This is a genomic window from Streptomyces sp. NBC_00271 (genome assembly GCF_036178845.1).
Taxonomy (GTDB): domain Bacteria; phylum Actinomycetota; class Actinomycetes; order Streptomycetales; family Streptomycetaceae; genus Streptomyces.
This window is the reverse complement of record NZ_CP108070.1, coordinates 558,783-580,618: the sequence shown is the minus strand read 5'-3', so window position 1 is coordinate 580,618 and position 21,836 is coordinate 558,783. Positions and strand designations below refer to the sequence as shown.

Genomic DNA, 21,836 nt, shown 5'->3' with positions numbered 1-21,836 from the left:
GCACCGTTACGGAGGACAACCTGAAGGGGATAGTTGCCGTTGAACACGATTCGGGATGACGCCGTGTTGCACGACCCGGAACCGCCCGCCGCGTGCACCTCACCGCTGGAGCCAAGGTAGGCGACAGCACGAAGTCCGTCCGCAGCACCGTTGTCGCACACGGTTACGGTTGCAGTGGTGCCGCTGGTGCCGCTTTGGACAACCACACGGGCTGTGCCATAGCCGCCCTTCGACGAGGTGGCTGAGCGGGCAGTGTAGGTTGCTGCGCTGGCTGTTGATGCATTCAGTGCAGCTAAAGCCGTTAGGCAAACCACGGCTCCTGCGGTTATTGCGGTTCGTCGCATACGTGTACTTCCTTCACTCTATCGTGAGATGTCATACCGTTCTCACTAGCGCCAGGGCATAACGGGTGAGACGCAGTCAGGTAAGCGCGTGGCCGGTTGGCTCACAAGAGTGGTGGCTGTCCGGGACACGTCCCGGACAGCCACTGGCGCACCCGTCGCTCACGCAGCCACCCGGCCGCCGTGTCGAACAGCGCTTCCGCCCCGACCCTCCTCCACGAGATCGGTGTCCCATTGGCTGCCGCCCGCGGGGCCGCCACCTGATGCCAACTCCTCGAGCTGCCCGCGCCCGTCGTCGCACAGGCGCTCGGCTACCACGACAAGACCACTACACGCACGAGCCCACGACGAGGGCTGCCGGGTCAGGTCCGGCGGCCCTCGTCGGGTCTGGTGGTGGGTCAGGAAGCGGCGCTGACCGAGGGCGGGGCGGCGGCCTTTGGACCGGCCGACGGACCGCCCTGTTGGGGCGGAGGCATAGGCCGTCAGGCCTTCATCGTGGCTACTTTGTTATCGCGTGCCTTCTTCAGGGCGGCGTCGGCGGCCGAGACCTTGTCGTTCGGCTTGCCGCTGTCCGCCTTCTTCTTCGGCGTGCTCGATTGCTTGATGTCGGCGATCTGGGCGTCCCGGTTCTTCGCCTGCCGGTCCTGCTCGGCTTTGGACTCGTGCTTCTTCTGAGTGTCCGTCGCGTGTGATTGCTTGATGTCGGCGATTTGCGCGTCCCGGTTCTTCGCCTGCCGGTCCTGCTCGGCAGCTCGCAGTTTCTTCACGCGGTCGGTGACGCAGGTGTCGTACCCGCCGCACTCGATTCGTGCCTGCTGGTACAGCGGGTCGGAGTTGGACTCCTGTGCGGCCTTCGTCGAATCGTCGACGGCCTGGGCGTTCTGATCGCGCAGTTTCTTTACGCGGTCGGTGACGCAGGTGTCGTACCCGCCGCACTCGATTCGTGCCTGCTGGTACAGCGGGTCGGAGTTGGACTTGTCCGCCAAGGTCTTCGTGGTGTCGAGCATGTTCTGGTGCTCGACCAGCTTGGGGCCCACTTCCCTCAGGCTGCCGGCCGTGAACTCCGGTCCGGTGAAGGGGCGTACGAACTCCTCGAATCCGTTGTTGTCCATGACGTCGTTGTATTCGTTGATGATGCGTTGGCGCAGCGCAGGGTCCTCAAGCGCCTGCTGGTGAAGCTTCTGATCCCGTTCGGACACGTATTCCATCCAAGCCTGGCTCGCCAGGTCGGCGTAGATCTGGGTTACGACGCCTCCGGTGCCACGGCCACCGCGGGGGACCCCGACCCGAAGGCCGGACGGTGTCAGGCCCGGCGTCTTCGGGCCGGTGACCCTCGCGTTCTTCGGCGATGTCTTTACTACGCTGCCGGTTGTCGCGTTCTTCGGCGATGTCTTTACTACGCTGCCGGTTGTCGCATCCTTCGGCGATGTCTTCACTACGCCGCCGGTCGGCGGGTTCTTCGGGTCAGGGGTCGTCGTGCGCGTACCGCCAGTCTCATCGCCGCCCTCCGGCGGCCCCTGGAGCCGGGCCCGTTTGGCCTTCGCCTGCGACAGTTCCTTGTGGAGGTCGTCGATCTGCTTCTGGACCAGTTCGCGGCCGGCGGGCAGCAGCCTCTTCTTCTTCTGTTCGAGAGCGCGGACCTTGTTCTCCAGCCTCCCGACGCGCTGGTCGAGCTCCTTGAGCTGAGTCTTGACGTCTTGCGGCTGCGTGGCCTTGGCATTCCGGAGCTTATTGGCCACGTCCTGGTATTGCCTGCGTGCCTGCGCCAGCTTCTTCTCGGCCCGGTCCCGTTGGGCGGGCGTCTTGGCCTGGGCCGCCTTCTTCTTGAGCTTCGCTATCCTGTCCCCGGCCTGCGTGACCTGCTTCGTGAGGCCGGGCACCGTCTGCTGCCACTGCCGGCTGGTCTCGATGTAGTCCTGCACGAAGGCCGGCACGTCACTCTTCGGCGAAAAGCCGGTGCCGCCGCTTTCCATCCGCTTGAAGAACCGCTTGACGGCGGCCTGCGCTATGAGCCTGGCCTTGTACTGCGGGTCGTGGGGATCCAGTGCCTCATTGACCCAGGACTGGTACATCTGCCACTGGAACTTGTTCCAGCGGGTGGGCTCGCCGGCACCGGAATCCGCTGTCGGGCTCGGGGGCGGTGAGGCGGCCAAGGCATCTGCCGCGGGGCCGATGAGAACGAAGCCCACCGCGGCTACCAGGGCCACGAAGGTCGTCCGTAAGAGTGTGGGCCAGTGGTGAAGGACGCGGGTCAGCCACCGGTCGTCCGTCTTGTCCCGGCTGCGATGGGCGTCATACGAGTCGTGGTTCACGACGTTTCTCCTCACGCATGCTGTGGCGCCGCCGAAGATCCGCGGGACGGTTTACGTCACCGGGCGGCGGGGGGCGGTGAGAGCAGCGTTGCCGACCGTCACGGCGATGGGCAACGGGTGAGGGTGTCCGGGACAGTCCGGTCCTGTCTGTGCTGGTCAGGGGTGTTATCGAGGACGTGTGGCCGCCGGGTTGGAGGGGGGTTCCTGAGCGTGGACGGACCCGGACTGTCCGGGACGTCTGAAGTTCTGGCGAGACACCCTTGAGGCGGAACAGCCTCCTTTCGGGCCCCGGAATCCCGGGGCCGTAGAAGGAGGTTGTGATGGCACAGCAGACGTTGCTCAGGCCTTCCAGTCAGGCGCGGGAGCAGGCGCCGGCGTTGCAGCACTGCAAGCCGCAGGCCCGCAGGGCGGGCGCGAGCCGCAAAGCCAGCGGGGAGTGGCGATGGGCGGTGGGATTGCTGCTCGTGACGTTCGTGCTGTCATGGCTGGCGGGGGCACTCCTGGCCGTGCAGGGTTCCTCGGGGTCCTCGTCGCCGGTGGCCCGGCCGCCGCTCACGCTCGCGCCGCAGGCGCCGACCGCGACCGCGCCGGTGCAGGCGAAGCCGGCACGGCCCGCGAAGAGGCCGGCCATACCCGTGAAGCCAGCGAAGCCCGGCTCGGCGGTGGCCAAGCCCGCGGGCGTCAAAAGGGTCATCCTGCGGTCCGGTGACACGCTCTACGAGCTGGCCGGCCGTCACGGCACGAGTGTCAAGGTCCTGCAGCGGCTCAACTCCTTGGGTACCTCGACGCTGATCTATGCCGGAGATACGTTCCGGGTCCCCGCCGGGCCGGGCTCCGTGCAGGGGGCGAAGGTGGCACCGCCGGCGTCCGCGGCGGCGTCAGGCGGGGAATCGACTTCGAAGTCTCCCGCGAAGTCCGCCCCGCAGCGCGTCATCGCCTTCGCCCGGGCCCAGCTGGGCAAGCCCTATATCTGGGGCGGGACGGGCCCACGCGGCTACGACTGCTCAGGCCTGGTGATGCGGGCTTGGAAGACGGCCGGGGTGACGCTTCCCCGCACGACTTGGGGCCAGGTCCGGGCGGGCGAGGCCACGACCCGCGCGAGGCTCGTCCCCGGCGACCTGGTAATCACTTACGGCGGCGGGCACGTCCAGCTCTATGTCGGGGACGGCAAGGTCATCCATGCCCCGCGCCCCGGTCGTACGGTCACCGTCGCACGGCTCGACGATCCGTCCGATGTCGTCAGCTACCGTCACATCACACCCTGACGGAAGCGGGAGTTTCCCTCATGGACGGCGCTCGTTCCATCTCTGCCCCAGCTCCCCTTTCGTTCGTGAACTCTCTCTGGCAACTCGCTTTCGCACTAGTCTTTTTGAGACAGGTGAGCGACCAGGGGGATATATGGGGACGGGGCCCGATCCGAAGGCTGCGCGTACACCGGCGGAATTCGTCGCCACGATGCGGCAGTTACGCAGCTGGGCCGACCTCAGCTACCGGCAGTTGGAACGCAAGGCGAACGACACGGGTGACGCATTGCCGCGTGCCACGATCTCCGGAGTGCTGGCACGCCAAGACCTTCCCCGGGAAGAGGTTCTGATCGCCTTTGTCCGGGCCTGCGGCGGCGACGCCGCCACCGTCAACACCTGGCTGGACGCCCGCCGCCAACTGGCGATGAGCCTGGTGCCCGCCGCGCCGGACGGGGCCGGTGAAGGCGCAGAAGCCTTGCCGGCCCCGGGGCCCGGCACCGTCCCCGCGACGGAGACGAGCACCAGCCGCTCCACTGGCGCTGGCGCCGAGGGAAGCGCGGGCGAGGCCCCGGGAGGTGCAGCGCCGTCTCCGGCGCCGACGGCGCCGGGCGACCGTAGGTCCCGCAGGCGCCATCTGCCGATCGCGCTCACCGGTGCCTTCGCCGGCGCGGGAGTGCTCCTGTTCGTGCTGTGGCCCAGTGGGAACACATCCGACACCACGCAGCCCGGCGACGGCCCCCGCACGACCGCCGGCCCTATCGACACCAGGCCGACACCCACGCCATCCGCTCCTTCGCCCTCACCATCCGTGAGTTCATCGGGGAAGGCCTCCGAATCCGGTACCGAAGAGACCGCCGTGCCTCCAAACCCGCAGTCCACGTCCCAAGCCAGCCCGACCCCGGCCAAGGCCCCCGCCCCTGCTGGTATGCCCAAGGCCGGTTGGGTGAGGATGCACCCGGCGAGTTCATCGAGCCTGTGCATCACCGAAGGCCGCGAGCGCAACGGCCGTACCGATCGCGAGATCGCCGTGCAGCGTCCCTGCGCCGAGGCCCCGCTGCCACGGGTCTACCTGGAATCCATCGGCAATCAGGTCTACCGCATCCAGTGGCACCACCCGGACCCAGCAAAGGGCAAGGGCTGCCTGGGCGTCGATGAATCCCTGACCGCCGAGGGCTCCCAGCTGCTGTCCCCGGGCGACTGCACTGACGCCCTCGCTCTGCGATACCGCCTTGAGCCTTCCGGCAGCGGTTACCGCCTTCGCCCCATGGACAGCGGCATGTGCATCGGCATCCTGCCTCCCCGCTCGGACGGCGCCGAAGCCATCCAGGCGCAATGCACCGGAGCCGACGACCAGTCATTCCGCTTCAGCGCCGCCTGAAGCCCTTTGTCCACGCGTGGCCAACCGGTTCACGGATTGCCCCCGTAGCAGTAAAACCCGCCTGACGCCGAGTTCGCACCGCCAGCGCCGAAGCGATGATCTACTGGTCGATGACCCTGCTCATGACCCGCCGCCTTGCCCGGCCATGCCCCTCGCGGGTGTGAACCGGTCCGGCGCCGGGGCTTTTGGCACAGGCCAGGCGGGCACCTGAGATCATTCGCACATGAGCTACGACCTGGCCGTGTGGGATGGAGAGTTGCCGCGCGGCGACGAAGCCGGCGCTGTCTTCGACGCGCTTTACGAGCGCTACCTCGATTCTGAAGACGTGATCGCCGAGCTCTCGCCGCGCATCGAGACCTATGTCGAGGCACTCGTCGAGCGGTATCCAGACGATGTCGTCGGCAGCCCCTGGGCGTCACCGCCCGTCATGGGCGAGGCATCGGGCCCGATCGTCTATCTGCTCATGTCCTACAGCAGAGCGGAGGAAGTCTCCGAGTATGCGGCTGCCCTGGCACGCGAGCACAGGCTCGTCTGCTACGACCCCCAGGGAGAAACCCTGCGGGTCTGAGGCCGCCGTTCACAGTCCCTCGCCTTGTCCGGCCACGGCCTGCGAGAGCGTGAACCGACCCGGCACCGGCTCGACCAGCCACCCCCGGGCCACCATCCGCTTCGCCTTCGACCGCAACGCTTCCACCTTTGCCGGCACGACCTCCAGGCCGAAGCAGACGGCCATCTCCTGGCAGGAAAGCGGACCTTGACCAAGTCGGTCGCGGTCGGCAAGGACTCGCAGGATGCGTTGGTAGTCCACCGACAGCGCCGACCAGGTCAGCCCCGCACGCCACATCGGCACCATCGACTTCGACTTCGCCGGTTCCAAAGCCCCGGCGGGCAACGGCTGTTCACCGCCATTCGGCAGGTCCACAGCGACATCAGGACCGGCGACGTCACCTTCGCCTGGGACCAGTACCTCGCGGACACGCAAGCGAGCGATGACCCACTCGTTCCAATCGTGCTCGGCCACGGACAACTCGGCCTGGATCCGGTCGGCCTCCTCCCGCAGTTCGTCCACACGACGGCGAGCGGCGCACTCGCGCTGTTCCAGCAGTCCCACGACCGACGGCATTCCTGACCTCCACTGGAGCGACGACACAACAGGTCACCACTGCAACGGAACCGCCGCCTCTATGCCTGACCAGCGGAAATGCAGTCCTCAAGCTCGGAAAGACAACGGCTTCTAAAACTGCTTGCCCAACCACTTGCCGATGAGGATCGCGCTGACCAGCAGCAGCACACCGGCCACGACCAGCAGGATCGTCGACGTGTTGTTCTTCTTCTGCCGGCGACGGTCCGGGCGCTCGTTGTAGCGGTTCATCGGCGGCAGCATCGTGGTCGGGCCGGCGCTGGAGTCCGTGCGCAGAGCCGTCGTCGGCTGATCGTCGGGGTAGCCGCCGTAGCCGACGGAGCCCATGGCCGCTGCGGCGGCGACCGGCTGGCCGTCGAGGCAGGCCTCGATGTCGGAACGCATCTCGTCGGCGGACTGGTAGCGGTAGTTCGGGTCCTTGACCAGCGCCCGCATCACGATCGCGTCCATCTCGGGCGTGATCTCGGGGTTGAAGACGCTCGGCGGCTGCGGCTCCTCGCGGACGTGCTGGTAGGCCACCGCGACCGGGGAGTCGCCCACGAAGGGCGGGCGGACTGTCAGCAGCTCGTAGAGGAGGCAGCCGGTCGAGTAGAGGTCCGAGCGCGCGTCGACCTGCTCGCCCTTCGCCTGCTCCGGGGAGAGGTACTGGGCGGTGCCGATGACTGCGGCCGTCTGCGTCATCGTCATGCCGGAGTCGCCCATGGCGCGGGCGATGCCGAAGTCCATGACCTTGACCTGGCCGTTGCGCGTCAGCATGACGTTCGCGGGCTTGATGTCGCGGTGGACGATGCCGGCGCGGTGGGAGTACTCCAGGCCCTGGAGGATGCCGATGGTCATCTCCATAGACCGCTCCGGCAGCAGCTTGCGGCCGCTGTGAAGAAGCGTGCGGAACGTCGACCCGTCGACGTACTCCATCACGATGTACGGGATCGAGACCCCGTCGATGTGGTCCTCGCCCGTGTCGTGCACCGCGACGATCGTGGGATGGTTGAGCGAGGCGGCCGACTGGGCCTCCCGGCGAAACCGGGCCTGGAAGGACGGATCGCGTGCGAGGTCCGCGCGCAGCGTCTTCACCGCCACGGAGCGGCCGAGCCTGGTGTCGTGCGCCAGGTAGACCTCGGCCATGCCGCCACGGCCGAGCACATGGCCCAGCTCGTACCGGCCGCCGAGGCGACGCGGCTCTTCCATAGCTTTCCTACCAGCCCTCTCCGTCGGTCCCGACCACACCCGCGTGTGGTCCGGCGGTGTGCTGTTCGGGCATACGGTACCCGGCTCGCTGTGCGGGGTCGCTGCGATGGCGTTTGATGCCGAGGTATTTGGATCTAGACCGGCACTCAGTCGTACACCCTCGTTTGACACGCCGCCAGATCTCCACACACCCAACAACGTGACAGTGCCGTCTCTGCCGTTGCGCGGGCGGCGGCAGGGCGCACACCATTCCAAGGAGCGCAAAGCGAACTGTAGTGGGAGCCCCGGAACCGGACAGCGGCGGCCGGGCGTCAGGACACACGGCACACAACGACAAGGGGAGTGGACGAACATGGCGGACATACGTCGGCGGCTGCGTACGGGCACGGTTGTCCTCAGCGGCATGGCGTTGCTCGCCGCGGCCCTCACGGGCTGCTCCTCCTCGGGATCGTCCAAACGCTGCGTCGACCGCGGCAGCTACAGCACCGGCAAGGGCTACAAGGTCGTCGAGAACAAGAACTGCTCGTCCGTGAAGGCCGCCGTCGACGGCGCCTGGTACTACGGCGGCACGGAGAAGAAGCACTGGGTCAGCGGCGGCTCCTTCACCAAGCCCGTCAAGACGTCCGGCACTTCGCACAGCAGCAAGAAGTCCAAGAAGAGCAGGAGCAAGGCCAAGACCAGGCACTGACCCGGCGCCCGGACTACCGGACGCCGGGTACGGCCCGCAGTTGGTCCAGCCCCCAGTCCAGGTCCTCCTTGCTGATCACCAGCGGCGGCGCGATCCGGATCGTCGACCCGTGGGTGTCCTTCACCAACACGCCCCGGTCCATCAGCTTCTCGGAGATCTCCCGCCCAGTGCCGTACGAGGGGGAGTCGTCGATCCCGGCCCACAGCCCGCGCCCCGCACCGCCGTCATCTGCCCCTGCCCGGCGTCATAGAGGCCCACCGGGAATGACCTGCCCGAGCCGCCATGCATAGCTGACGGAGTGGTGGGATCCGAAACCGGGTGCAGGCAGTCATGGGGCCTGGAACCCTGGAGATCACTTCAACACGGGGACGGGAGCCGGACGTTGTGAGAGCAGTCCGGCGACGGCTTGGACGATGTCACTCACGTGCCTTCACGCTCTACGCCTACCGCTGCTGCTGCCGAACGTCGCCGCTCGCGTCCGTACCGTCTTCCCCGTCCTGGGCAGCCCGGTCGGCCTCGCTGCTCTTGGAAGCCGTGCCTGTTGCACTGCCCCGCCGCTGAGCTGGCAGATCGTCACGAACTTGACGCCACAAGACTGCGCCGGAGCCCTGCGCCCCTGCTGCGTGTGCAGGCTGTCGTTGGGGAGGAGAAGGTACAGCTGATGATTGGCCTGAACAACCAGAGCGCGGAGCCTGTAAGCGTCCGATCGGCCGCGGCATGTTTCGGACTCCCCGGATTCTCGTGCTTGCGGTGCCGTCAGTCGTGCTGGCTTCGTTGAAACTCCAGCAATGCATGTATCCGGATGACCCTCGGCCGTCATGGGCGGGGTGAGTGTGTGATTCATGGCGTATGGGGCGATATTGGTCCGTACGTAACCCAGGGCTGAGACAGAGCAGTGGGACCGGGCGGGGTGCCGAGCAGGGGACCGGGCATGGGGCCGAGCACTCCGAGGAGGAAGTCCATGAGGGGAACCACGTACGCCCGATGGGTCGTGAACGCGGTGGCGGTCGCTCTCGCGGCGACAGCCTGCGGAGGCGGGAGCGACGGCGGCACCAGCGGCAGCCACGGCTCCGGAATCCTCAGCGCTTCCTGGGGCGACCCGCAGAAGCCGCTCGAGCCGGCGAACACAAACGAGTCGCTGGGTACCACGGTCCTGGACATGATCTTCCGCAACCTGAAGCGGTACGACGCGAAGACCGGCAAGGCCGAGAACATGCTCGCCGAGAAGATCGAGACCTCCGACTCGCAGAACTTCACGATCACCATCAAGAACGGCTGGACCTTCAGCAACGGCGAGAAGGTCACCGCGAAATCCTTCGTGGACGCCTGGAACTACGGCGCAAGCCTGAAGAACAACCAGCGGAACGCCTATTTCTTCGGCTACATCGACGGATACGACAAGGTCCATCCGGCATCCGGCAGCCAGACCGCCGATACGCTGTCGGGCCTCGTGATCGTTGACGGCCACACCTTCACCGTCCGGCTCAACCAGAAGTTCTCGACTTTCCCCGAGACCCTCGGCTATGCGACCTTCGCCCCGCTTCCCCGTGCGTTCTTCGACGACCACGACACCTGGCTGAAGAAGCCGATCGGCAACGGCCCGTACGCCGTCGAGTCGTACACCCGCGCCTCGGGGATGTCCCTGCGCAGATGGGACGGCTATTCGGGAGACGACAAGGCGCAGAACGGCGGAGTTGACCTGAAGGTCTACACCGACAGCATCACCGCCTACACCGATCTGTTGGCGGGAAATCTCGGCCTCGTCACCGGGGTGCCGTTGTCACAGCTCAGAAATGTGCAGGCCGACCTCGATGGTCGGTTCATCAACATCCCGGCTGGCGGCATCGAGACCCTGGCCTTCCCGTTCTATGACAAGGCGTGGTCCAAGCCGGGGACGGAGAAGGTCCGCAAGGGCCTGTCCATGGCCATCGACCGGAACCAGATCATCGACACGATCTTCCAGAAGAGTCGTACCCCTGCGAGTGACTGGACCTCGCCGGTCCTCGGTGAGGGCGGTGGCTTCAAGGCGGGCCTGTGCGGTGAAGCCTGCGAGTACCACCCGGAGGAGGCGAAGAAGCTGGTCCAGGAGGGCGGCGGCCTCCCCGGCGGTCAGGTGAAGATCTCGTACAACGCGGACGCCTCTATCAAGGAGTGGGTGGACGCGGCCTGCAACTCCATCAACAACGCGCTCGGCAACGACAGAGCCTGTGTCGGAAACCCGATCGGCACGTTCGCCGACTTCCGCAACCAGATCACCCAGTACAAGATGACAGGGCCTTTCCGCGGCGGCTGGCAGATGGACTATCCGCTGATCCAGAACTTCCTGCAGCCGCTCTACTACACCGGCGCGTCATCGAACGACGGAAAATGGTCGAACAAGGAATTCGACAACCTGGTAGGCAGGGCCAACACCGAGACCGACAGAGCAAAGGCTGTGGGTATCTTCCAGCAGGCCGAGGAGGTGGTCCGGGATGACATGGCCAGCATTCCCCTCTGGTACGGGCACGGCACGGCCGGCTATTCGCAGAAGCTCTCCAATGTGGCGCTGAACCAGTTCGGCGTTCCGGTGTACGAAGAAATCAAGGTCGGCTGACCGTGCCCCGTCACGGCCGGCCGTCTGCGTGAAACCAGCTGCCCGCGGCAGCCTGGCCGGGCGTTGTGGCCACAGGCCTTGGCACCCAGCCAGACTCCGAAGTCACTGAACTCTTCTCGGTAACGTCTCGTGACGTTTTGTGATCTTCGTTCAGGCGGTGCGGCCGTGCTCGAGCTGGAGCAGGACGAGGGCGGCTCGGGCGATGCGGGTGATGGCCGAGGGGTCGAGGCTGACCCTGCGCAGGGCCTTGAAAGTGACCTTCAGCAGGGCGTTGGCACGTTCGGCGACAGCGTGGACGCCTCGGATCACGGCGTTGAACGCCAGGTCGGGGTCGGCGAGTTCACCGCCCTTGGGCTTCTTGACCGGGTGGCGGAAGCCGGGCCCGGCGTTCTCGTAGCCGAGGTCGGTCAGGGTAGGGACGCCCAGGATGGCGGCGAGCCGGTTCAGGGCGTCGACCAGCCCGTGGGCCCGTGCGCAGGTGGTGTCGTGCTCGCGGCCCGGGCGGACCGGGGAGACCCAGAGGGGCCAGCCGTCCGGGGTGGCGATGACCTGCACGTTTCCTCCGTGGTGCTTGTGCTTCCCCGACCACCACAGGTCCGCGCCGTTGGGGCCGGCGGCGGCCACACGGTCGGTGCGGATGACCGTGCCGTCCAGGTTGAGGTGGGTGTACCCGGCCGCCGCCGCCCTCTCCAGCGCGGTGGACAGATCGGGAGCGTGGTTGGCGAGCACCGTCAGCCCTTCGTGCAGGTAGCGGTAGGCGGTCGGTACCGAGATGCCGTTGTCCCGGGCGAGTTGGGCCAGCCGGGTACCGTCGACGAACCAGCGCAGCACGAACACCGCCTGTTTGAAGACGCCCAGCGCGCGAGTGCCCTTGCGGGTCCCGAGCTGCTCGCGGTGCCCGCGCAGCAGCTTCGCGAGATGCTCGGCGGTCGCCCTGCGGACATCGAGCACGGCGGTGTAGGTGATACTGGACGCCACGTGGAGCCTCTGGTTGTACGGAACGTGATCTTCGCAGACTCGTTCCTACCAGGGGCTTCACTCATGTCTGACGCCGAGTCACCATCCCGCCGTCCGGCATCATCACACACCGCAACCGTCACGTTGCCGAGAAGACTTCACTCGATACTGTCCGCGACAGTCACCTCCTAGCTGGCGTCGCTGCTCGCGCCGTGTCCGTCTTGGGTATTACCTGCGACGTATTTCCGGGAAGGTGTCGGGATAGCTGTGCTTGCCGTGGCTGTCGACATGGCTCACGACCGGCGAGGCGGGCATCGGGGCCGCCACCGCGGCAGAAGCCGGAACGATGACGCCCCCGGCCACCACAGCAGCCGAGGCGGCAACCGTCGCAAGGCGAAGGCTCCGTCGCTTGGGGCGGGTGCCGTCGCGGGTGCGCTTATTACGAATCATGAATTTTCTCCTTATTGATACTGAAGGTTTCTTTGATGTGTCGCGAGCATTCGGCGTATTGGCCCGTGCATCAGTTAGAACTGTGGCTCAGGTGCCGGGATGACCCGCGGATTAGTGAGAGGGAGCGTCCTTGCAGGAGTTCCGTCTCGCCGTGCTGTCTCATTTGCTTGTTGGTGAGACTGCACTCCAAGTAGGCATGACCGGCACAGTGTGGTCATGTTCCGAAAACTCGGTACTCGACAGATCCGGGTACATCGGGTAAAAGCACGTGGAGACGCGGCCGGGAAACCCCTGCCGTTTCGGGACCCCGGCGCGGCCGCCCAGGGGCCGTCTTGAGGGAGGGGCATCAGTGGCGGTGATCGAGCGCGCCGATGCCGGACCTGGGTGTCATGCCACAGGCACTGCCCTGGCTGGGATGGGATGTGCCGGTTCCGCACGCCGCATTGCCGGAAGGCATACGTAAGGGCCTGGGTCAGTCCTTGGGCAGCTGGATGGTGTCGCGTACCCGGGCGAAGGTGTGGTCTTGATCGGCCATTCGGTCGGGCAGTGCGAAGAAGACGAGATGTGCTGTGCCGTTGGGGATGTTGAGGACGTAGTAGCTGTAGGCGATCTTGTCGGGTGTGCCGCCGCTGTTCGGATTGGTGAGTGTTCCGTTCAGGCGCCAGCCCTTGACGCCGTCCACGCGCGCAGGCACCGGCTTACCGAGGGCGTCGTGACGGAAAGCGGGGCTGGCGCGGATCACGTCGGCTGCCTCGGCGGAGGTGTTGAGCTTCTGCGTTTCCCCGGTATGGCGGAGCATGATGCCGGTGAGGTTGGCCGGATCGGCGTCCACGATCTTCCCGGCGCGCTGCCATGCCTCCGTGTCACCGTCGGTGAAGAGGCCAATGAGATGGCTGGACGTGTCGGCGTACATCACCGCGTCGGTGGCCGGGTGGAACTGCCAGTTCGGTGGGTGCTCGAGCCGGAAGGGAGCCGCCTGCGTCCCCGTGTCCACCCAGGAGTTGTCGGGCCGTGAGGTGAACACCGCGGTGAGCACACCGGCCACAACGACGGCCAGGGCGGCCAGCAGCCCGAGTATCCGGCGTCTGGTTCGGGTGCGGGGGGCGTGCGGTGGGGCTGGTCCCCGGGGCCGCCGTTGCCGTACCGCAGCCTTCGGGGCCGGCCCCGGCCGTTTCGGAGCGTGGCGGCGTAGGGGTGGGGAGTTGGGCGGTGCGGGGGTATGCGATGTGGCGCTGACCGGTCGGCCTTGCGCCGCTTCCGCTTCCGGTACTGGTACTGGTACTGGTACTGGTGCGGCGCGGAACGTCCGTCGTAGCTCCTCGATGACTGCCCGGCAGGATTGCTGCCGGTCTTCCGGCGCGCGTGCCATGGCACGCTTGAGCACCGCATCGACGGCCGGTGGAAGGTCGTTGCGGTAGTCGGACACGTTCGGTCTGGGCTCGGACATGTGGGCCCACAGGACGGCGGCGTCGTCGTCGCAGGGGAAGGGCACCTGGCCGGTGAGCGCCTGGAACATGCCGCAGCCCAGCGAGTAGATGTCCGTTCGCCCGTCGAGAGGGCGGCCGGCTATTTGTTCCGGGGCGACGTAGGCGAGTGTGCCGAGGAAGTGGCCGGTGGTGGTCAGGCCGTTCAGGCTGGCCGAGCGCTTGGTCAGTCCGAAGTCGGTGAGGTAGACGTGGCGCTGCGAGAGCGGCAGGGTGGCGTCGGAGAGAAGGATGTTGCCGGGTTTGACGTCCCTGTGCACCAGCCCTACGTCGTGGGCGGCGTCCAGCGCACCGGCGACCTGGGTGAACAGGGACATGGCCTCGGCCACCGTCAGCTGGCCGTGTCCTTCCGGCGCGTGGGCGCGGCTGTCGAGAAGTGCGGCCAGGTCCTCACCGTCGACGTACCGCATGGCGATGTAGAGCACGTTGTCCACCTCGCCTGCCTGGTAGATCGGCAGGATGTTGGGATGGTCGACCGAAGCGGCCAGCTCCGATTCCCGTATGAAGCGGGCACGAAAGTTCGCATTGGAGCTGAGTTCGGGGGCGAGGAGTTTCAGGGCGACCGGCCGTCCCAGGGAGATGTCCCTGGCCAGGTACACGACGGCCATGCCGCCGCGGGCGATGTAGGACTCGATGCGGTAGCCGGCCAGTTCCTCGCCGGGTTCCAGCGTGATACGCGGTTGGGTGGGCATCGCGATCGGGTCCTCAGCGTCTGGGGGAGGCGGCGCCGCAGGCGAAACAGAAACGGTCGCCGGGCGAGAGGAAGGCGCCGCACCGTGCGCAGTAGGTGCCCTGGGTCTTCGACGGCGTTGCGGCGTCCTCTTCCTGGTACGGCTCCGGTTGGTCGGGCGCCGAACGCTCGCGATCCTCCCCGGCGGAGGGTGGGGAGCCGATTGGAGCCGTGGCCGGCTCGTTTTTTGCCGCTCTGAATCCCCGGAACAATGTGGAAACCAACGTGGCCCTGGCGTCGGCGAGCGACGGACCAGCCGCAGCCGTCTCCTCGGCCAGACGCAGTCGACGGTGCCTCAGGGCGAACACCAGCGCGCCGACCGCCAGGATGATAAGTCCGATGATCGGCCCGATCACGGTCCAGTTGGTGCCGGAGGCGGCGGGGTTGTGGCCGGTGTGCGCGTCGACTTCGTCGCTCTTGTCGGCGGGCGTGCCGGAGTTGGCATGCGCGGCCTCGTGATAGCGGACGGCCACTGCGCCTTGTCCCGTGTCGTCCGCAGCGCTGTGGAGCCACGTCGCGGCGTGGCGGTACTCGTGCTTGGCGTACAGCCTCAGTCCGTTGGCCATGCTGGAGTCGCCAGGGCCGCGTGCGGACTGTACGCCGCCTTTGTCCAGCGCCTCGGTGATCCGGTCGGGGGGCACCACATCCACCGAGTGGCCGGTGGGGCTCAGCATGCCGGTCACCGCACCGCGAGCGTTCACGAGAACCGCTCCGGACATCCCGGTTCCCAGGCGCGTGCGCAGTGTGGCGATATCCTGGGCCGATACCGATCTGTTCGCGGCGTACCGTCCTTGCACGGTGGCCGGTTTGGCTCTCGCGGTGGGTGTGGTCGGCCAGCTGATCGCCGTCCAGGGTTTGCCGGCCTGGGGGGCCGGTCCGAGCGCGACGGTGGCCGTCTTGCCGGGGATGGCGGCAGAGAGGACCGCCACCGAGCCCGAGGTCGACAGAAGGGCCGCCGTCAGTGTCGGCGGCTTGTCGGCCGCGGTGTAGGGGTGGACTTTGATCTCGGGTGTGATGGTGACGGCACAGTGCTTCCCTGGCTTGTCCAGCCGGTAACAGGCGTTGACGGCCGCTTCGAGCTTGGGTCTGCCGGGCACGTGCATGTGCTCGTAGGGGTCCGCGGGCAGTGGGACCCCCAGGGCCTGGTGCCATGCCTGGTTGACCGCGTAGACGGTGATGCGTTCACGGTCCAGTCGGACGGCTTCGGGGGAGGTGACCAGGGTGCCGCTCGGGTTGATGAAGGCGCCCGTGCCGCCGGCCGTCGTGTCGACGATCGATGGGAAGTGGTACTGGTTCATCGCGACCCAGTGAACGGCGACATCCACGTTGGCCGCGACCTCGACACGAGCGATGCCGTCGACAGCGTAATCCTCCGGCGGGATGGTATCGGGCTGCATGGTGGCATGCCCGCCGTGCGAATGGGGGGTCGGCGGCGGAGTCTCGTCGCCGGGCAATCCCTGTCGCAAGGGTGCTGCGCGGCCGCTGGGATCCAGCGAGCCGGGAGAGACCTCATGATCCTGTGACGTGGGCGCAGGCTGCGGATCATTAGCGAGGTTCGCTGTCGGCGCCGCGCCTCCGCAGGCGCTTGCCCAGACGAACAGCGATACGGTGACGCATGCACGAACCACCGGATGGCAGCGACTGTGGCGGCGGTGGGTGGATGCGGTGGTCATTGGCGACTCCGCTCGTGAACTTCCCCCGGCGTCCCGACGTGAAGGCCCTCCATCTCCACGCTGGACCTGAATGCCTCCAGGGTCAAGGCGAGGCCGGCGCAGTGGTCGAGGGCGCATGACCTCCGTTTCATGCCGCCTGAGCAGCCATGACGGTGAGATGGCAAGCGGTCGCGATCAGCATCAGCATCGCGGCATCGGACCACCATGGGGTGGCCGTCTGCCACCACCAGGGGTCGGACCTGGACCTGGACAACCGGGTACTGCACGTCCGTCAGCAGACCCAGCGGCGCAGGGGCATGCTCTACGACGACGATCCCAAGAGCCGTCGCAGTCGCGTGGTCCCGATGCCCGCCCTGTGCCTCGCGCCGCTCCGGTGGCACCGGCTCCGGCAGCGGGAGGCGTTCGCGCGCACCGGTGTCGCCTGGTCTGAGAACGGCCACGTCTTCGCGACGAGGAACGGCCGACCGGTGGAGCCGCGGAACGACTACCGGTCCTTCACGCGGGTCGCTGCCGACGCCGTGCTGCGGGTGGTTCGGCTGCACGATGCGCGGCACGGCTGCGCGACGCTGCTGACTGCGGCCTGCGGCGCTCCGCGGGTCATCATGGAGATCCTTGGACACAGCCAGATCAGCATCACGATGGACGTCTACACGCACGTCGTGCACGACACGCAGCGGGAGGCGATCAGCCACATGGACCGCCTACTCAAGCGTCGTCTGCCTGCTGCCTGAGAGGCGACTGCCATCAAAGGCCCCGGACCATGATCAGTCCGGGGCCTTTGCGCTGGTGCCCCGGCAGGATTCGAACCTGCGACACCCGCTTTAGGAGGGCAACTGGATCTGTAGCCCGTGGCTCCTACCTGCTTCTTTCGTCTTCAGGATGGCATCCGGAGTGCCTGAGAGTGCAGGGTTTGCCTGTTGTTCACGGCTAGACACACGGCTACTCCGCTTACTACCGAGAGCATGAGAGTCGGCGGTCTCGTGCCGCACACCTCGTTCGCCCGCTGCTCCAGCTCTACTCCCACCGCACACCACCCGTAATCGGCAGGAGGAGCACGGTACGGCAAACACGAAAAGCCTGTGCGGGCCTATGCGCAACCGACGGTCCGTCGGAGTGCGTCGGCCAGGTGTTCTGGAAAAACCGGTGTTGCTTCGTTACTTCGGATGGGGCGCGGGGGCCAGGCAATCCGTCGCCCCGCGCTGAAGCTCATCCTTCCGTATCCAGTCCTGTACCCGTGTTTGGATTCAGTCCGTTCGGATCCACCACCGTGGCGGTGTCGTCCCCCGGGTTACAGGTCCAACCCATCAAACCATTTTTGAGGAGCCCGTCCTGTACGCATTCGCTGTTGTCCGAAGGCAGGTTGGGCGCGTGCATGCTGTGGCTGTCGAACAGGTTCACGGCCGATGAGTCGGGCATGGGGGCGGCCACCGCAGCGGAAGCCGGAACGACGATGCCCCCGGCCACCACGGCCAAGGCGGCAACCTTCGCAAGGCGAAGGCCCCGTCGCTTGTGGCGGGTGTCATCGGGGGTGTGCATATTGCGAATCATGAGTTTTCTCCTTATTGATACTGAGGGATTCTTTGATGTTCCGCAGGAATTCGGCGTGATGGTCGGTAGATCGGTTGCGACCGCTGAGCGCCAAGCCGGATAACCGCGGTTTGGTGAAATGGGGAATCCTTGGGGAATTCTTCCTCGCCGTGCTGCCTCATTTGCATTTCCGGTGAGACTGCACTTCAAGTAAGCCTGAGCGGCACAGTATGGTCATGTTCCGAGGATTCGGGACTTGACGGAGCCGGAGGCGTCGGGTAGGAGCTCCGCGGAAGCCGTCAGGCAGCCTCTGGCCGTTCGGGGGCCCGGCTTGGCCCCCCTGGCGGCCGGGCCGTGATAGTCGCGTAGCGGTGATCGAGTACGTCGACCGCTGGACCCGGGTGCGGCACACCACCGCTCACCCGACCTCCTGGTCGTCAGCACACGCCGAAGGCCTCCTCCGCCCAGCGAAGGGGCCCGACATCTCCGCGTGAACTAGCCGGTCCAACCGCATTCGTGCGGACATTGGGCAGTCTGGCTGGGTGGCGTGGCCGCTGGCTTTGCCGTCCAGGCCTGGTAGGAACGCCGAGGGGGCAGACCGCCAGGTGGAGAGGGTTTCTGGCCCGTGTCACCGAAACCTGCACCGCCGACAGTGTCAACGTGATCACGGATGTGGCGACTGCCCCGGCCACCGCCGCCGACTCCCGGTCCCTGCCCGGCATCCATGAGCTGTACTGAGATTTGTGGAGTCCCGGGCCTGTCCCGAGTTGCGTGGAGTCGGCGGACTGTCCCGAGCCCGGCGGTCGACGTACTCGGTCACCGGTATGCGACTGTCGCGGTCCGGCCGCCCAGGGGCGGCTATAAGCCGGGCTTCGGAACGGTCAGAGGCTGACTGGCGGCTTCCGCAGGGCCTATACCTTATGCCTTTCGCTTCCGTCAAGTCCCGAATCCTCGGAACATGACCATACTGCGCCGGTCAGGCTTACTTGAAGTGCAGCCTCACTGGAAATGCAAATGAGGCAGCACGGTGAGGAAGAATTCCCCCCAAGGATTCTCCATTTCACCAAACCGCGGCGATCTGGCTTGGTACTCAGTGATCCGCTGGCCATCGGGCCGATTCCTGAAGCACATCAAAAAATCCCCTCAGTGTCAATAAGGAGAAAATCCATGATTCGCAATAAGCGCACCGGCCCCAAGGGTCGGGGCCTTTGCCTCGCAATGCTTGCCGCCTCGGCTGCCGTGACGGTCGGCGTCATCGTCCCGGCTTCCGCCGCGGTGGCGGCCGTTCCGGATTCCTCAGCGGCGGGCATCCGGGAGGGTGCCATCAGCTGTGGAGGGCTGGAAGGGTGGTGGGGGCCCCGTTTCAAGAGTTACCCGATGTTGGCGGCCCCGGCGCACGACAAGGCCAGTCATTTTGGCACCCTCCCGGATGGCTGCCGCCTATCCTAGCCTCGAGCTTTCGTGACGGTCCGCCGGTTTCTCCGGCGGGCCGTTTCGGCTTGTTGGGATGGTGATGGGCAGGGCGAGGGCCCGGCTTTCGCGTCGGGTGCGCGCCGGGTTCCACGGCTCCGGTGGGCTGGTTCAGGTCGTCGGGACATGCCGTTACCGCTGGGCAGCCAGGGTTTGGGAGGGCGTCGAGTCGATGGATCGCGCCTGTGATCACGTCGGTCCAGGGCCAGTGGCGGGTGAATCTGTCAATCCCCGGTTTCATGGAGACCTTCCTATGCAGCCAGCTCCTAGACGAATAAGTCCGATGTCTGATCTGGTGGTTCTTGAACTTCCCGTGCGGCGGTCTGTGATCCTGGAGGGACTACGACGGAGGGAACTGCGCGTATGTCGTCCGGGTATGGCTTTCACCCGTTGTCTCTCGGTGTGAGGTTCGTGTTGGAGCTGGTGGCTCTGGTGTGCTTCGGGCTCTGGGCATGGGCTGTCGTGCCTGGTTTCCTGCGGTATGTCTGCGTGGTTGCCGTTCCCCTGATCGTGGCCGTGCTGTGGGGAGTCTTCGCCACCCCAGACGATGCATCCCGGTCCGGGGGGACGGTGATTGCGACACCTGGTCCGCTGCGGTTCCTGCTGGAGCTGGCTGTGTTCTTCGGCGGTGCGGCGGCGTTGTACGCGGCGGGATCCCGCACTCTCGCCGTGATGCTCGCCGGTGTGCTGGTCGTGTACCACCTGCTGTCGTGGGACCGGGTCTTGTGGCTGGTCAGGCATTGAGTCCGCCCCAGCCGTATCAGGTTCGCGGTGCGTTCGGGAACACACAGAGGGTGTCCAAGATCGTTGCGTGACGAATGACCTGGACACTCTGCTGACCGTGCTGTACGTGAAGGTCGATGATGAGCTGGAAGCCAGCCGTTGGATGGGTAGGCCGCCGCAGCTGGCCGATGCCGAGCTGGTCACCCTCGCGGTCGCGCAGGCGCTGCTCGGCTTCCATTCCGAGACGCGCTGGTTGCGGTACGCGCACACGCACTTGGCCGCGATGCTCCCGTACCTGCCGCAGCAGTCCGGGTACAACAAGCGCCTCAAGGCGGCATTGCCACTGGTGAAGAATGCGATACGGATGCTCGCCGTGGACACGGACTGAGGCTGGCCCTGGATCTGGCCCGGCACGGTCTCGCGGTCTCGGAGGGCAGCGCCCGGGACGGCAACAAGCTCTGGAACCTGACGCCGCTCGGGCTGGACGCGGCAGCGGAGGTCCTGGACCGGCCGGTCGGGGAGATGGGCGGGACGGCGTGTGTGGTGCGGCCCGTTCGGGTGCCCCGCACGCGATGGCGGTCAACGAGACGGTCATCGCCATCACCCGCACCCCTGCCACGGCGACCCGGCCCGTGCCGCGCCAGCAGCCTGCTCCGACGCCGACGGCCACGGAGCAGGCGTCGGCTCCCCGGGGCTCGGAGCCGCAGGGGATGGGCTGGATCGGTTCCTGGTCGACCGAGGTTCCCCTCAGCCTCACCACCAGTAGGGGCAACCGGGCCGGGGTCCGCGCGGACGCGGTGCTCGAGGCGCCGGAGGCGGGGTTGCCGGTGTTGTTCGTGGAGGTCGACAACTGCACCGAGTCCGCCGACACCCTCGCGGCCAAGTTCGAGAAGTACCTGCGCTACTTCCGGCTGAAGTCCAAGAACACGCTCGGCAGCGAGAGTCCGGTGTGGCGCACCCAGTACCCGTCGACCGGGCGGGAGGGACACCCGCCGGTCGTGGTCGTCTTCAACCCCGGTACCCGGACCGGCCGGCAGGCCCTGAAGAACCGCATGAACACCGTCATGGAGCTCACCCGGCTCGTCTGGTCCGGCAGCTACCACGGCGCCGGCGGCGGGTACGGCGCCGAAGAACGGGACGGCTACTACGGCTACGCCGACATCCCCCTCCTCTTCACCACCCTCGACCGCCTCCAGACCAGCGGCCCCCGGACTGCGGTGTGGTGGCGGTGCGGGCACGGCCAGTGGGAAACCCTCCCCGACGCCCTCGCCAACCCCGACGACCATGACGCCTGGTACGCCCGCGACGAGCAACGCCGCCGCCGGCGTGAGGAAGCAGAGCAGCGACGGCAACAGGAGTGGGCAGTGGAGAGGGAACGCTGGACTCAGGAACCTGACCGGAACCCGAGCCCGCCCTCGAGGCCGCGCCGTGCCAGCGGTGCAAAGGGCCGATCACCGGCCCGCTCGGCTACGACCTCGAGTTCGCCCCGCCTGAGGACGGACGGCACTGCCCCTCCTGCCGCACCGACCTGCGCCAGCAGTATCCGACGCTGCGCCAAGCGGTCTTCGGACGGCGCTCGCGCAGCAAGTAGCCCGGCCCCGCCAGAGCGTGACGGCTCCAAAGGAACTGCCCAGGCATAAATCAGGGGTTCCAGAAGATGTCGGTGAACGCACGGTCGAAGGTGACAGCTCGAACACGGCGGGGAGAGGCGGTCTGCTGTCGTCTACCCCGCCCGGAGCGGAGGGATCCGGCACCGCGTCGTTTGTGCGGCCAGCGCCGAGGGTTCGGCGGGGGCTCAGTGGTGCTGTGGGGTGGGCTCCGAGGACTCCGCGGGCTCGCAACTCGCCGAGGTCTGGCAGATGGACGCCGGGCAGTGCGTCGAGAAGGTCGGCCTGGGCGGCGCGGATGTTCTGCGCGGGAGCCTCGGGGCCGGCGCC

The 21,836-nt window shown here is 66.8% G+C and carries 14 protein-coding genes and 5 pseudogenes; 10 read left to right on the top strand and 9 right to left on the bottom strand.

The features are described from left to right. Positions 1-823 precede the first annotated feature (823 nt). On the bottom strand, positions 824-2,548 hold the full coding sequence (locus OG798_RS03035; protein ID WP_328756151.1) for a hypothetical protein: 1,725 nt from the start codon (positions 2,546-2,548) through the stop codon (positions 824-826). A 425-nt stretch (positions 2,549-2,973) separates the two neighbouring features. On the opposite strand from OG798_RS03035, the gene OG798_RS03030 reads away from it, so the two are divergent. The 4 genes and pseudogenes from OG798_RS03030 to OG798_RS03020 all read left to right on the top strand — a co-directional run bounded on the left by OG798_RS03030 (position 2,974) and on the right by OG798_RS03020 (position 5,843). Then, entirely contained in the window at positions 2,974-3,918 is a 945-nt protein-coding gene (locus OG798_RS03030; RefSeq protein WP_328756150.1) for a C40 family peptidase, read from the top strand. After that, positions 3,809-4,279 (top strand): annotated as a pseudogene (locus tag OG798_RS56380) (helix-turn-helix domain-containing protein); the annotation flags it as partial. The gene OG798_RS03030 and the pseudogene OG798_RS56380, both read left to right, overlap by 110 nt. Positions 4,280-4,822: 543 nt before the next feature. Beyond that, positions 4,823-5,275 (top strand): RICIN domain-containing protein, encoded by a 453-nt coding sequence (locus OG798_RS03025; protein WP_328756149.1) that lies wholly within the window; start codon positions 4,823-4,825, stop codon positions 5,273-5,275. Between the two features lie 223 nt (positions 5,276-5,498). Beyond that, the gene (locus tag OG798_RS03020; RefSeq protein ID WP_328756147.1) at positions 5,499-5,843 is read left to right on the top strand and encodes a hypothetical protein; all 345 of its coding nucleotides are present in this window, start codon (positions 5,499-5,501) and stop codon (positions 5,841-5,843) included. Between the two features lie 9 nt (positions 5,844-5,852). Here the strand turns inward: OG798_RS03020 and OG798_RS03015 are convergent, their stop codons facing one another. Together OG798_RS03015 and pknB are read right to left on the bottom strand one after the other, a co-directional pair. Continuing rightward, positions 5,853-6,398 carry a hypothetical protein gene (locus OG798_RS03015; protein WP_328756146.1) on the bottom strand — a complete coding sequence of 182 codons (546 nt, stop codon included), beginning with the start codon at positions 6,396-6,398 and terminating at the stop codon, positions 5,853-5,855. A 129-nt stretch (positions 6,399-6,527) separates the two neighbouring features. Next, positions 6,528-7,604, bottom strand: a pseudogene (gene pknB / locus OG798_RS03010) (Stk1 family PASTA domain-containing Ser/Thr kinase); the annotation flags it as partial. A gap of 352 nt (positions 7,605-7,956) precedes the next feature. Here pknB and OG798_RS03005 point away from each other — a divergent pair. Continuing rightward, positions 7,957-8,292 (top strand): hypothetical protein, encoded by a 336-nt coding sequence (locus tag OG798_RS03005; protein WP_121413732.1) that lies wholly within the window; start codon positions 7,957-7,959, stop codon positions 8,290-8,292. Between the two features lie 13 nt (positions 8,293-8,305). On the opposite strand, the pseudogene OG798_RS03000 reads toward OG798_RS03005, so the two are convergent. Continuing rightward, a pseudogene (locus OG798_RS03000) lies at positions 8,306-8,506 on the bottom strand (aminotransferase class III-fold pyridoxal phosphate-dependent enzyme); the annotation flags it as partial. A gap of 747 nt (positions 8,507-9,253) precedes the next feature. Between OG798_RS03000 and OG798_RS02995 the strand changes: the two are divergent. Next, positions 9,254-10,885: a peptide ABC transporter substrate-binding protein gene (locus tag OG798_RS02995; protein ID WP_121413731.1), complete on the top strand. Its 1,632-nt coding sequence runs from the start codon at positions 9,254-9,256 to the stop codon at positions 10,883-10,885. Between the two features lie 150 nt (positions 10,886-11,035). On the opposite strand, the gene OG798_RS02990 is transcribed toward OG798_RS02995, so the two are convergent. The 4 genes from OG798_RS02990 to OG798_RS02975 all read right to left on the bottom strand — a co-directional run bounded on the left by OG798_RS02990 (position 11,036) and on the right by OG798_RS02975 (position 16,179). Further along, positions 11,036-11,863 carry an HARBI1 family protein gene (locus tag OG798_RS02990; protein ID WP_328756145.1) on the bottom strand — a complete coding sequence of 276 codons (828 nt, stop codon included), beginning with the start codon at positions 11,861-11,863 and terminating at the stop codon, positions 11,036-11,038. 207 nt (positions 11,864-12,070) lie between these two features. Next, positions 12,071-12,292 (bottom strand): hypothetical protein, encoded by a 222-nt coding sequence (locus OG798_RS02985; RefSeq protein ID WP_147474115.1) that lies wholly within the window; start codon positions 12,290-12,292, stop codon positions 12,071-12,073. A gap of 472 nt (positions 12,293-12,764) precedes the next feature. Next, complete coding sequence (locus OG798_RS02980; protein WP_328756143.1) at positions 12,765-14,468, bottom strand: serine/threonine-protein kinase; 1,704 nt, start codon at positions 14,466-14,468, stop codon at positions 12,765-12,767. Between the two features lie 13 nt (positions 14,469-14,481). Next, on the bottom strand, positions 14,482-16,179 hold the full coding sequence (locus OG798_RS02975; RefSeq protein WP_328756142.1) for a zinc ribbon domain-containing protein: 1,698 nt from the start codon (positions 16,177-16,179) through the stop codon (positions 14,482-14,484). 233 nt (positions 16,180-16,412) lie between these two features. Here OG798_RS02975 and OG798_RS02970 point away from each other — a divergent pair. Then, positions 16,413-16,910, top strand: a pseudogene (locus tag OG798_RS02970) (tyrosine-type recombinase/integrase); the annotation flags it as partial. A gap of 475 nt (positions 16,911-17,385) precedes the next feature. On the opposite strand, the gene OG798_RS02965 reads toward OG798_RS02970, so the two are convergent. Next, positions 17,386-17,727: a hypothetical protein gene (locus OG798_RS02965; protein ID WP_328756141.1), complete on the bottom strand. Its 342-nt coding sequence runs from the start codon at positions 17,725-17,727 to the stop codon at positions 17,386-17,388. 1,851 nt (positions 17,728-19,578) lie between these two features. Between OG798_RS02965 and OG798_RS02960 the strand changes: the two genes are divergently transcribed. The 3 genes and pseudogenes from OG798_RS02960 to OG798_RS02950 all read left to right on the top strand — a co-directional run bounded on the left by OG798_RS02960 (position 19,579) and on the right by OG798_RS02950 (position 21,539). Then, positions 19,579-19,920 (top strand): YrdB family protein, encoded by a 342-nt coding sequence (locus OG798_RS02960; protein WP_328756140.1) that lies wholly within the window; start codon positions 19,579-19,581, stop codon positions 19,918-19,920. 67 nt (positions 19,921-19,987) lie between these two features. After that, a pseudogene (locus tag OG798_RS02955) lies at positions 19,988-20,284 on the top strand (IS982 family transposase); the annotation flags it as partial. Further along, positions 20,253-21,539 (top strand): replication-relaxation family protein, encoded by a 1,287-nt coding sequence (locus OG798_RS02950; protein WP_328756139.1) that lies wholly within the window; start codon positions 20,253-20,255, stop codon positions 21,537-21,539. The pseudogene OG798_RS02955 and the gene OG798_RS02950, both read left to right, overlap by 32 nt. The last annotated feature ends 297 nt before the right edge of the window (positions 21,540-21,836 follow it).

Coding starts and splice junctions, on each gene's coding strand:
- OG798_RS02985 (WP_147474115.1), bottom strand. CDS start 12,292: ATGATTCGTAATAAGCGCACCCGCGACGGCACCCGCCCCAAGCGACGG.
- OG798_RS02995 (WP_121413731.1), top strand. CDS start 9,254: ATGAGGGGAACCACGTACGCCCGATGGGTCGTGAACGCGGTGGCGGTC.
- OG798_RS02950 (WP_328756139.1), top strand. CDS start 20,253: ATGCGATACGGATGCTCGCCGTGGACACGGACTGAGGCTGGCCCTGGA.
- OG798_RS02980 (WP_328756143.1), bottom strand. CDS start 14,468: ATGCCCACCCAACCGCGTATCACGCTGGAACCCGGCGAGGAACTGGCC.
- OG798_RS03020 (WP_328756147.1), top strand. CDS start 5,499: ATGAGCTACGACCTGGCCGTGTGGGATGGAGAGTTGCCGCGCGGCGAC.
- OG798_RS03025 (WP_328756149.1), top strand. CDS start 4,823: ATGCCCAAGGCCGGTTGGGTGAGGATGCACCCGGCGAGTTCATCGAGC.
- OG798_RS03015 (WP_328756146.1), bottom strand. CDS start 6,398: ATGCCGTCGGTCGTGGGACTGCTGGAACAGCGCGAGTGCGCCGCTCGC.
- OG798_RS03005 (WP_121413732.1), top strand. CDS start 7,957: ATGGCGGACATACGTCGGCGGCTGCGTACGGGCACGGTTGTCCTCAGC.
- OG798_RS03030 (WP_328756150.1), top strand. CDS start 2,974: ATGGCACAGCAGACGTTGCTCAGGCCTTCCAGTCAGGCGCGGGAGCAG.
- OG798_RS02965 (WP_328756141.1), bottom strand. CDS start 17,727: ATGATTCGCAATATGCACACCCCCGATGACACCCGCCACAAGCGACGG.
- OG798_RS02975 (WP_328756142.1), bottom strand. CDS start 16,179: ATGACCACCGCATCCACCCACCGCCGCCACAGTCGCTGCCATCCGGTG.